Annotated in this window: 6 protein-coding genes; 1 reads left to right on the forward strand and 5 read right to left on the reverse strand. The window is 64.1% G+C overall.

The window, feature by feature from the left end:
• The 5 genes from Q0602_RS10310 to Q0602_RS10330 form a co-directional block, all read right to left on the reverse strand.
• A partial coding sequence (locus Q0602_RS10310) for a CocE/NonD family hydrolase (protein WP_298842559.1) occupies nucleotides 1-340 on the reverse strand: 340 nt, incomplete at its 3' end.
• Nucleotides 341-423: 83 nt separating this feature from the next.
• Entirely contained in the window at nucleotides 424-1,332 is a 909-nt protein-coding gene (locus Q0602_RS10315) for a glycine betaine ABC transporter substrate-binding protein (protein ID WP_298842562.1), read from the reverse strand.
• A 130-nt stretch (nucleotides 1,333-1,462) separates the two neighbouring features.
• The gene (locus Q0602_RS10320) at nucleotides 1,463-2,911 is read right to left on the reverse strand and encodes a TolC family protein (protein ID WP_298842565.1); all 1,449 of its coding nucleotides are present in this window, start codon (nucleotides 2,909-2,911) and stop codon (nucleotides 1,463-1,465) included.
• Entirely contained in the window at nucleotides 2,911-4,248 is a 1,338-nt protein-coding gene (locus tag Q0602_RS10325; protein WP_298842568.1) for an HlyD family type I secretion periplasmic adaptor subunit, read from the reverse strand. Before Q0602_RS10325 ends, Q0602_RS10320 begins: the two co-directional genes overlap by 1 nt.
• On the reverse strand, nucleotides 4,245-6,029 hold the full coding sequence (locus Q0602_RS10330) for a type I secretion system permease/ATPase (RefSeq protein WP_298842571.1): 1,785 nt from the start codon (nucleotides 6,027-6,029) through the stop codon (nucleotides 4,245-4,247). Before Q0602_RS10330 ends, Q0602_RS10325 begins: the two co-directional genes overlap by 4 nt.
• A 655-nt stretch (nucleotides 6,030-6,684) precedes the next feature.
• Between Q0602_RS10330 and Q0602_RS10335 the strand changes: the two genes are divergently transcribed.
• A partial coding sequence (locus tag Q0602_RS10335) for a carbohydrate-binding protein (protein WP_298842574.1) occupies nucleotides 6,685-11,673 on the forward strand: 4,989 nt, incomplete at its 3' end.

An 11,673-nucleotide genomic window follows, 5' to 3' on the forward strand; every position in this document is an offset into this window, starting at 1 on the left:
CGGCGACGATGTCATCCTGTTCGCCGGCAAGGTTCTCGTCCTCGAGCACGCCGTCGGAATCACCGCTGCCGCGCAGGTCGATACGCAGCGCGGCATAGCCGTGCCCGGCAAAATAGGGATGAGTGCGTTCGTCTTCGCCGCTCGTGGCATCCCGCTTGCGATAGGGGATGCATTCGATGATGGCGGGCACGGGGTGACGCTCCGCCCCTTCGGGATGCCACAGCCGGGCGGCCAGTCGCGTGCCGTCCGGCAGCGGGATCCATCGGTTGGCGTGCTCGACGACCTGGTGCGTGAAGTCGCAGACCTCCCGTGCCTCGGGGCGTGCGCCGCTGGGGAACATGTCGGCTCCTTGTCTATGGCAACGCCATGCCCGAGGCCCGGTACCTGGCATGGCGAGAGTGGGGGGATTGCCGCAGGGTGCGGCTAGAGCAGGCCTTGTTCGGCCAGGAAGTCGTGGGCGACTTTGTCGATCGATTGCTTGTCGACGTCGACGCGACTATTGAGATCGACAAGCACCTCGTCATCGAGCGCGGCTGCCATCCGGTTCAGCAGGGGGGCCAGATCCGGGTGGGAGTCGAGCACGTCCTGACGGACGACCGGCGCCAGTTGATAGACCGGGAAGAAGTGCTTGTCGTCATGGAGGACTTCGAAGTCGAAGGCGCCGTTGCGGCCATCGGTGGCGAAGACGAGGGCGACGTCGACGTCGCCGCTTCTCAAGGCGTTGTAGGTCAGTCCGGTGTCCATGCGCTTGACCTTGTCCCGCGGGAAGCGGAATCCATACGCTTGCTGGAGAGGGCGCAAACCGTCGTCGCGGGCATAGAATTCGGCGTTGGAAGCCAGCGTCAGATCGGCGCCTTCCTGCAACGCCGAGGCGAGGTCGGAGAGACTGTGGATGTCGCGCTCCTCGGCATCATCGCCGCGCATCGCCAGCGCATAGGTGTTGTTGGTATCGGAGGACTCGAGCCAGACCAACCCCTGCTCGGCGTCGAGCCGTTTGGCTGCGGCATAGGTGGCGGCGGCATCCGCAGGCTGCTCCTGCTTGTGGAACAGGATCACGGAGTTGCCTGTGTACTCCCAGTAGAGGTCGACCTGCCCATTCTCCTGGGCCTGGCGTAAAACGCTGGTACCCATGCCGTCCCGCTGCTCGACCTCGTAGCCATTGGCTTCAAGCAGATCGGTGGTCGCAGTGGTCAGAATCAAGTGTTCAGTGTAATTGAGTCCCCCCACGACGATCGGATCCTCGGCCTGGGCCATGGGTACGAAGGCGGCCGAGGCAGCGGTGGCACCGAACAGTGCCAGTCCGGCCAGGCCTCTTCTCAGTGGATTGGTCATGATCGTTCTCGCCTTCTCTTTGTCGTTGTCGTTGGTTGCCGTGAGTCACCATGATGTTAACGCAGGCTCCTCTCTCGTTTGATGAGGATGGCTCATGGCAGGTATTGCCAAGTGGCGTCGATGGCCGGGATCAACCATTGGCCGGCACCGCGGTGGCGGGTGCACCGGTCTGCTCGACGCGGGAGAGGATGCCGGCGACATCCGTCAGGGTCGATGTGTCGAGCTGGCCGACGGCCGCGTCGAGATAGGTGCGATCCTTGAGATAGAGGCACAGCGTCTCGACGAAGCGGATGCGCAGGTCGTAGAGCGAAGAGCGGGCGTCGAGCACGTCGACCAGGTCCCTCAAGCCCAGCGACTCACCCCGAATCGCCGCCTGCAGGAACAGGCTTCCTGATTCCACCGAGCGCTGCAGGGCTTCGATCTGGCGCAGGTCGCCCTGCATGCTTCTCAAGCGTTTGCGGACTTCCTGCTTGGCCAAACGACTCTCGTTCTCTACCGATGCCGTGCCGGCGAGCGCCGTCAGTTCCCCCTGGCGGATGCTGGCGGTCGTGTATCCCCCCTGGTAGAGCGACAGGTTCATCTCCACGCTGGCGGTCAGGTCGCTGCTGGTGCGCAGCGCATCGTTACTGTCGACATCGCTGTAGCCGACGACCAGGTTGAGCTCGGGATAGCGGGAGGCGCGACGCACGTCGGTGTCGATCCTGGCGACGCGCTGACGCTCGGCGGCCAGCTGGACCTGGACGTTATCCCCGGTCAGCGCCAGCCAGCTCTCCAGCGGCATGGATTCCGGCGGGATGACGAGACTCTCCGGCGTATCGATCAGCACCGGATCGAATACCAGTGGCATCCCGGTCAGTCGCTCGAGATCGCTCGAGGCGTTGGCCAGATCGTTCTCCGCCGAGGTCTGGTCGGCAATCGCCTGGTCCAGGCGCGACTGGGACTCCAGCAGGTTGATGCGGTCGCCGATGCCGAGATCGTAGGCGCGCTGTGCCTGACGCTGCTGGAGCACCAGCGATTCACGCTGCGCGATCAGCAGGCCCAGCTTGCGCGACGCCTGGTAGGCATCGAGGTAGGTCTCGACGACCTTGACCGCCAGGTCCCGTTCGGCGACGGCGACCTGCAGTGTCGCGGCGTCCAGCTGTGCCTGGGCCTTGCCGACCCGACGCCAGCGCTCGAGGCTGAACAGCGGCTGCGTCATGCGCAGCTCCCAACTGGTATCCCGGGTCTTGCCGGCAACACGGTCGTCGTAGACTTCGTCCGGATAGTCGTCGGGGTTGTCGGTGTAGATGTTGTCGGCATCCGTGTATCGATAAGCGGCGGTGGCGTCGAGTCTCGGGCGTAGTCCGGCCTCTGCCATCGGCACCTCCTGGGCCACCGACTGGCTGTCGAGGCGCTGGCTCTGCAGGCCGCTGTCGTAGCTCAGCGCCAGGGCGACGAGGCGCGGCAGCGACGGCAGCGGGGCCGGGGAGGCGGCGATCGATGCGTTCGTCGGCGGCGTGATCTCCAGCGGCTGGGCATATGACGGCGTGGCCAGAGCCGCCAGGCAGCCGGTCAGGATCCAGGGTCGAATTGACGGCATCACTCTTCTCGCATCGCTCGTGCCAGCATGTCGCTGAACGGTTTGAACATGTAGCTGGCGAAGGTGCGATCCCCTGTCTTCAGCATCACCTCGGCCGGCATGCCGGCCAGCAGTTGCATCGACGAGGTCATCTTGGCATGCCCCAGGTCGGTCACCCGAATGCGTGCCTTGTAGTAGTGCGTCCGCGTCGCCTCGTCTTCGAAGCTATCCGCCGAGACATGGGCGACCTCGCCCTCGATGACGTTGGAGAGGCGCTGGTTGAAGGCGCTGAAGCGAATCTCGGCGGGTTGGCCGGCGTGGACGTTGTCGATGTCGCGATCGGGAATTCTCGCCTCGATGACGAAGGCCTCGTTCGCCGGGACGACCTCCATGATCGTGTCGCCGGAACGAATGACCGCCCCCTGGGTGTGGACCTGCAAGCCAACGACGGTGCCCGAGACGGGGGCCACGATGGCGGTCCGCTGCACTTGATCGCGCAGGGCGGTCACCCGCTCCTCGGCGTCCGTGACCTGGGACTGCACCTCCTTGAGGTCCTCGCCCACACCCTGGTGGTACTCCTGCAGGCGAATCTCCTTCTGAAAACCGTTCTCGCTGATCTGCGAGCGCAACTGCGCCACCTCGGCAGCGTGCTGCGCGTTCTCTCCCTGGTACTGGAGCACCTGGCGCTCGAGCTCGCGCAGGCGCTGATTGTCTCCCAGCCCCTCCTTGAACAGCGTGCGGTAGTCGGCGGCTTCTCCGGCCAGCGAGTTGATCTTGGACTGGTTCACCTGTCGCAGTCGCTCGAGTCCGGAGATCTGCTCCTGCATCTGGTGGGCCTTCTCGTCGAGTGCGGAGAGGGCATCCTTGAGCGACTGGCGACGAACCTGGAACAGCCGCTTCTGGACATCGACCACGGCCTCCACCCGGGGCGAGACGTCGCCCAGCAGGATAGCGGGGAATGTCAGTGAATCGCGGTCGCTCTGTTCGGCCAGCAGTCGCACCTCGCTGGCCAGCGCGATGCGGTATTCCGATTCGGCGATGGAGAGCTTGGCCAGCGGCTGGGTATCGTCGAGCACGATCAAGGGGTCGCCCGCCTCGACTCGATCGCCATCCCCGACCAGGATGCGTTGGACGATACCGCCTTCGAAGTGCTGGACCTTCTTGGTCGAGGTCTCGACGGCGACCGACCCTGGCGCCACGACGGCGACCGCGAGGTCGGCCGTCAGCGACCAGAGCACGAAGCCGCCAAGCGCGAACACCAGGATCCCCAGGCCCCAGCGACGGCTGGCGTCGTCGCTGGTCGGCAACTGGGGCTTGGGAGCGCCGAGTGTCATCGGTGAGGAGGAGGCAGTCGTCATGGCGTCGGCGGCTCCGGTGCCAGGGGTGGGTAGGAGTGTGAGTCGCCGGCCTTGCCGCGGGCGCGCATCCGGATCGAGTGAACGGGAGCGTCACTCTGGCGTGAAGCGTCCGGGGCTGGCGTCGCCGCCTTCCGCGGCGGGGCGCAGGAGATCATGCGGCCCTCCTGCAGCACGAGTACGCGATCGACATGGTCGAGAATGGCGGGCGCATGGCTGATGATGAATACCGTGGTGCCCTGGTCCTTGAGCTGCCGCAGACAGTGCAGCAGCGCGCGCTCTCCGCTGGCGTCGAGATTGGCGTCCGGCTCGTCGAGGACGACCAGAACGGGATTGCCATACAGGGCCCGGGCCAGACCGAGGCGTTGTCGCTGCCCGCCGGAGAGTACGCCACCGGTGCCGCTGATCCGGGTGTCGTAGCCGTCGGACTGGCGAAGGATCATGTCGTGTACGCCGGCCCTCTGCGCCGCCTCGATGACGCGCGCCGGGTCGATGTCGCCAAAGCGCGCGATGTTCTCGCTGATGCTGCCGTCGAACAGCTCGACGTCCTGCGGCAGATAGCCGATGAAAGGGCCCAGCCGCTCTCTTGGCCACTGACCGATATCGGTCCCCCCGATCCTGACGCAGCCGCTCTGGGCGGGCCAGACGCCCAGCATGACCCGGGCGAGCGTCGACTTTCCCGCGGCACTGGGTCCGACGATGGCGATGTGTTCGCCGGGGTTGGCGGTCAGGCTGAGCTCCCACAGTGTCGGTTGCGTGTCGCCGGGCGGGGCCGCCGTGACCGCTTCGAGCGCCAGCCGCCCGACTGGCGGTGGCAGCGGCATGCGCTGGGGTTCCGCGGGCACCGCGACGAGTAGCGCCTGGAGTCTGGCGTGCGCCGTGCGTGCCGCGACGAAGCCTTTCCAGCCACCGATCATCTGGTCGATGGGCGCCAGGGCACGACCCATCAGGATGGAGCCGGCGATCATCATGCCGCCCGTCAGGCTGCCCTCGATCACCAGATAGGCGCCGAGCCCCAGAATCAGCGACTGGAACATGACCCTCAGCGTTTTCGATACATTGCTGAGCACACCGGCCCGGTCGCTGGCGCGGGACTGGTTGATGAGATAGTCGTGGTGCTTGTCCCGCCAGCGGGCGAGCAGATGGGGCAGCATCCCCATGGCCTGGAGAACTTCGGCATTGCGCAGGTTGCTCTGGGCCAGGTCCTGGGATTGGACGTGCTCCCGGTTGGCCTCGTTCAGCAGCGACTGGGTGCTCTTCTCGTTGATCCAGGCCAGCACCAGCAGCACGCAGGCGGCGACGGTGGCGAAGATCCCGAACCACGGATGGAACAGCGTCAGAATGGCGATGTAGACCGGTATCCAGGGCGCATCGAAGAAGGCGAACAAACCGTTTCCACTCAGAAACTGGCGTAACGTCGTCAAGTCGTTGAAGGGCTGGGCCGAGGGCTTGCCCGGTACCAGCAAGGCCCGCTTGAACGTGGCCTGATAGAGGCGCTCGTTGATCTGCATGTCGAGCCGGTTGCCGACCCGGACCAGGATTCGCGAGCGCACCAGCTCCAGCGAGCCCATCACGACAAACAGAAACACCACGACCAACGTCAACATCATCAGAGTTTCGGGGCTGCGCGTCGTGATGACTCGATCATAAACCTGCAGCATATAAATCGATGGCGCGAGCATCATCAAGTTGATGAACAGGCTGAATAGCAAGATGAAAAGAAAAGCACGGCGACTATTGGAAAGCGCCTTTTGCAGATCGGTCTTTTCGTCGGGTTTGGCCACGGTTCTGTCTCTTGTGACATCATTTCGGAAAGTGGCGTCGAACGCTGTTGAGACTTTCAGCATGCGGAAATTGTGAAGAAGTTTACAAGCGTGTTTTTGACTGCCGTCTCTCCCTACGGTTTGACGCGCTGATCCTGGGTGTGGGTTTTTGCTATTGTTTTTAAATCGATTTTTGTGAGCGCGTCCGTTTTATGCGACGCCGGCGGAAAACCGGGTCCAGTAAAAATGGAGAGACGCATTAAAGACGGTTTGCGCAGTTGTAATGACTATTCGATGTGGCGGTTTAATGCTGGGGTCTGATATTTATCAGCGTTGAAATTTTATGTAAATTTGTCTCTTATGGGGGAAAGGGAACGCTTCGGCAAGTCGATGAAATCGTGTCGGAAATAGATCGAGCTCAATGCGATCGGGAGCGCTTGCTCGTCAAACTCGTTTTGGCAGTTTGAGAAGTTTCAACTTTGCGCCGGCAGCCAGAAGCGATAGCTTGCGACCGATAAGACTTTGGTCCTGAGTTTCGTCGTTCATACCACTACGACAGGAATTTCCCGCCAGTACCCATACGGGGCGCCGGCATCGTGTCTGCATGCGCCTGGCGAGCTTCGGTCATCCCTGGCTCGCCATATAACCACCATCACAATGCGTAGGGGCTCCATACATGTTCACGTTATCCGTCATCGATGCCCAGACCGGAGCCGTCGTCGAGTCATTGGCTCAGGGTGCAGCCATCACTCGCGCCCTCCTTGGCGAGAATCATCGGCTCGAGGTGACACCCATCGACAGCGGCGGTTTCGTCGCCAGCGACGTTGCCGCGATCTCCCTGACGGTCACCGACTCCGCGGGCAACCCGAGTGAACTGTCGGCCACCGAGAGTCCCTACCGGTTCATCTTGCCTTCGGACCTGGAGCGGGGGGTGACCAACCTGCTGCTGGATGCGCAGAACGCAAGCGGTCAGCTGCTGGCGGGGAGCGAACAGTCGACCGAGATCGAGATCGTCAACGAGCAGGGGTGGTCGGGCGACGTTTTCACCTTGCAGGGCGAATCGCTGATCCCGGACGATGGCGCCTCGGTCGCCGATAGCGTGGTTCGCGATCCGGCCAACCCCGAAACCACGGCGGCTGCCGGGCCCGATGGGTTGTGGGACGGCTCGAGTGGCCCGGGCTATCTCGACATGGGGGGGCAGGTCGGGGACGCGGCCTATTTCGAGGTTGAGGTCGAGACGGCCGGCACCTACGAACTGGACGTCCGATATGCCGGGAGCGGCGCCAGCGGCGCCTCGCGTCCGATGTCGGTGCTCGTCGATGGCGTCGCACAGGGTAGCCTGGCTTTTCCGTCGACCGGCTCGGGTACCGGGGGATGGGAGACATGGCAGCACGCCAAGCTGACGTTGACCCTGGACAGCGGTGCCAATGTCATCCGCCTCCAGAACCAGGTGGGGGGCGGCCCCAATATCGATAGTCTGACGCTGACGGCGATAGCCGCGGACGAGGCGCCGACGTCGCTGGTGATCCAGGCGGAAGACCCCGACCTGGTCTCCATCATCGACAGCGGCGCCAGCAGCAGCAGCTCGCTGACCCGGGTCGTCGATAGCGAGCACCCCGATGCGCTCGGCAATGTGGGGGCTGGGGCCCTGGGCGGCGGCTATGTCGATTTCGGCACCGACGCGGGGGATGCGGTCACCTTCCAGGTCGCACCGGATGACGTCGGCATCTACGCCGCCACCATTCGTTACGTCAACGGCGGCACGGGCGATCGCCCACTGCTGGTGTCGGTCAACGGTGCGGAGCCGACCCTGGTGTCGTTTCCGCCGACCGGTTCCTGGACCAGTTGGAGCGAGGTCAGCGTATCGGTACCGCTCGCGCAGGCAGACAACACGCTGACCCTGACACTGCCCTCGGCAGCGCAGGGCGGTGTGCCCAATGGCCCCAACATCGACCAGATCAGCTTCGACTATGTCGAAGCGCTCCCGGTGGATCCCACGCTGGTGTTGTCGATCGAAGGGGAAGCGCTGGGGATCGACGATGGCTCCTCCGCCGCCGACACCGTGGTTCGCGACGCCAGCAACCCCGAGCCGAGCGGTGGCGGGACCGATCGTCTGTGGGGCGATTTTACCGGTAGCGGTTATCTGGACATGGGCTCGCAGGTGGGTGACGCGGGCTCTTTCACGGTCTACGTCGCCGAGGCGGGCACTTATCTGCTGACGATTCGCTATGCGGCAAGCGGCGTGAACGACCGCCCGATGGCGCTATCGGTGGACGGCGAGACCCAGGGGACGATCGCTTTCGCCTCGACGGGCCTCAGTAGCGCGGGGTGGGAAAACTGGACGGAGACCACGGTCGAGATCGATCTCGGCGCCGGCGACAACGTGGTCAGGCTGTCCAACATCGGCAATATCGGACCCAATATCGACAATCTGTCGATTCGCACGCTGCCGGACGGCGGCGGCGATCCGGTCCCGGAGCCGGGAGAGCGCTTCGAGGTCAAGATCAACTTCCAGCCCAGTGGGACGTCGACGCCGGAGGGCTACGTTGCCGATACGGGGCAGGCGTTCGGGCAGCAGTCGCTGCAGGTCGACGGGCAGACGGTCCGGTACGGTTGGGTAACCGCGGCATCGATTGCCGACGGAACCGCCAACGGCACGACGCCGATGGCGATCGCCGGGCAGGACGGCGATGCCCTCGGCAATCGCGGCGGCGCGCTGCCCGATGTCGACCCGCTGCAGGCGACCTATGCCGGCTTCGACAAGCCCGGTTACAGCCAGGCCGCCGGCTGGGAGATCGAACTGGAGGATGGCTACTACGAGGTCACGATCTCCATCGGCGACAGTGGTGGCGCCTACGACAGCGTCAACCTCATCAACGCCGAGGGCGACGCGTTCAACACGCCCTTCGCCTCGATGCGACCGGACGGTTTCCCGGCGGACGGCGATCCGACCAACGACAGCGACGGTTACCGCTCCAGCCTGGTCACGCGGATCGTCCAGGTGACCGATGGCCGGCTCACCCTGGACTCGATCGGCGTGGGCAGCGACAACACCGAGATCCAGTACATCGAGATTCAGTCGCTGCCGGATCTGACCCCCGGCGACGATCGTGAAGCGCCGGCGGACTATGCGTACTTCACCGACCCCAGGGCGGTGGCCGGGGTGGGGCAGCAGCAGGTGGAGGTTCATCTCCAGGCCGACGATGGCACCCAGCCGGTCGGCATCGACCCCACCTCCGACTTCTTCATCGGTATCTCGGTCGTCGAGGGGCGCGGCGGTGCGCTGCTGGAGAGCCTCAACGACGGTTCGGTGAAGCTCTTCAACACCGTTACCGGCGAAGCGGTGGCCTTCAACATCAACACCACTGGCGGCTTCGATTCTCTGACCATCTCGCCGGTGGAGGAGCTGGACGAGTACACCAGCTACACGCTGGTGATCGATGGATTCCAGGATCGCGGCGACAACGAAGATCCCAGCGCACCCACCCGGGAATTCCAGAAATTGACCACGACGTTCGTCACAGGAGGCGAACCCGCCGTCCAGGATAGCGAGGTGGCCTTCGACACCAACGTGGAGTTGAACGGGGCCGAGGACGGCGCCTATCTGTTCAGCTCCATCACCATGTCTCCCGATTACTCCAAGATCTACGTATCGACCCTGGGCGGCGAGATCAAGCGGTTCGACGTCGATCCGATGACCGGTGGGCTCTCCAACGAGCAGACCCTGGCGCTGGACTATTTCCAGACCGATGCCGGAGCCCGGGGCATCGTCAGTCTGACCTTCGACCCCACCGATCCCAATGTGCTGTGGGTGACCGACAACTACCCCATCCCGTTGACCGGGCGCGACAACGGCGTGCCGGATTTCAGCGGGCGGGTCAGCAAGATCACGATCGACGATACCGACGCGACCTTCTCCGGCGCGGCGGAAACCTACATCAACGGCCTGCCGCGCTCCAACGGTGATCATGTCACCAATAGCCTGGTGTTCCATGCCAATCCGGCATTCGACGCCGAGACCAATCCCGACGTGCCGCCTTACCTGCTGTATGTCTCTCAAGGCGCCAATACCGCCATGGGCGGTGACGACAGCGCCTGGGGCAACCGGCCCGAGCGGCTTCTGAACGCCGGCATACTTGAGATCGATCCCTACCGGGATGCGCCGGCGGGCGGCTTCGACGTGTCGACCGAGCCGTTGCCGACGGATGGCTCCAACACCCGCTACGAGGATGACGACGGCGATCTCAAGAACGGTCCCATCGACATGGGGGGCGGCCAGTATCTGGTCTTTGCCGAGGACGGCACCGCGACGATGCAGGACGCCAACGGCAACGTACTGATCGAATATTACGACCCGTTCGCCTCGGACGCCGTGCTCAAGGTCTATGCCACCGGCATCCGCAATGCCTACGATATGGTCTGGCACTCCAACGGCAACCTGTACGCGCCGACCAACGGCTCCGCGGCCGGGGGTACCACACCGGACGATCCATCGACCGCCTACAACGAGGGGTTGATCAACGTGGGGATCGAGGACGACTGGCTGTTCCGGGTGGAGCAGGGCGGTTACTACGGACATCCCAACCCGCTGCACGATGAATATATCCTCAACGGCGGCAACCCCAGCGCCGGCAAGGATCCCAACGAGACGGGGGATTACGCCGTCGGCACCAATCCCGACAGCAACTACCGGATCGACGACGCCTACTCATTGGGGACCAATCGCTCGCCCAACGGTGCGATCGAGTACACCAGCAACGTCTTCGGCGCCACGCTGGATGGAAGCCTGCTGTTCGTCGAGTACTCCGGGGGCGACGACATCCGCTGGATATCGCTGGACGAGAACGGCAACGTATCGACCGATAACGTACTGCGCGATGTGGACGGCAACGTCATCAAGTACGTCGATCCGCTGGATATCATCGAGAACCCGCTCACCGGTCAGCTCTACCTCATGACCCTCAATCGCAGCACGGGCGAGAGCCAGGTCATACGCCTGGATCCCATGCCTGGCGATATCATCGATCCCGGTGAAGGGGATGGCGACTTGACCACCATTGCCACGATCCAGGCCGAGGACGAGTCCCAGGCCGTCATCGCCTCCGGAGCCGGCGCCCAGATCGTGATTCGTGACGGGGATACGCCGGAACCCAGCCCCACCAATCCGCCCTACGGCATCCGGCCGGGCGCCTACGGTCTGGATGGCAACACCGACTATAGCGACGGCATCACAGGGGGCTACGCCGACTTCGGCTCGACGACCGCCGATTTCATCACCTTCGACGTCGATGTGAGTGCCGCCGATGCCGGCGATGCCGTACTCAGGGTTCGCTACGCCAATGGGGGAACGGCGAACCGGCCGCTGGAGGTCTTCGTCAACGACGTGAGCGTGGGGATCTTCGCCTTCGCACCGCCCGTCGGCGTCAGCGGCAACGCGGCCTGGAACACCTGGCAGACGCTGGACATCCCGGCCGAACTGCTGGCCGGCGCCAACTCGGTCCGACTGCAGGCAATCACCAACACCGGCCCCAACATCGACCAGTTGGAAGTCCTGATCGAGGACGCGACGCCCGGCTACGTCGTCTATGAAGCCGAGACGGCGGCGCTGCAGGGCGGCGCCATCGTCGTGCCGGCATCCCAGACGGACCGCGACGCATCCGGCTCC

The organism is uncultured Salinicola sp. (genome assembly GCF_937921195.1).
Classification (GTDB): Bacteria; Pseudomonadota; Gammaproteobacteria; order Pseudomonadales; family Halomonadaceae; genus Salinicola.

What these genes read in the sequence shown, in the direction of transcription:
- Q0602_RS10315 (WP_298842562.1), bottom strand. Translation starts at nt 1,332, where the DNA reads ATGACCAATCCACTGAGAAGAGGCCTGGCCGGACTGGCACTGTTCGGT.
- Q0602_RS10320 (WP_298842565.1), bottom strand. Translation starts at nt 2,911, where the DNA reads ATGCCGTCAATTCGACCCTGGATCCTGACCGGCTGCCTGGCGGCTCTG.
- Q0602_RS10325 (WP_298842568.1), bottom strand. Translation starts at nt 4,248, where the DNA reads ATGACGACTGCCTCCTCCTCACCGATGACACTCGGCGCTCCCAAGCCC.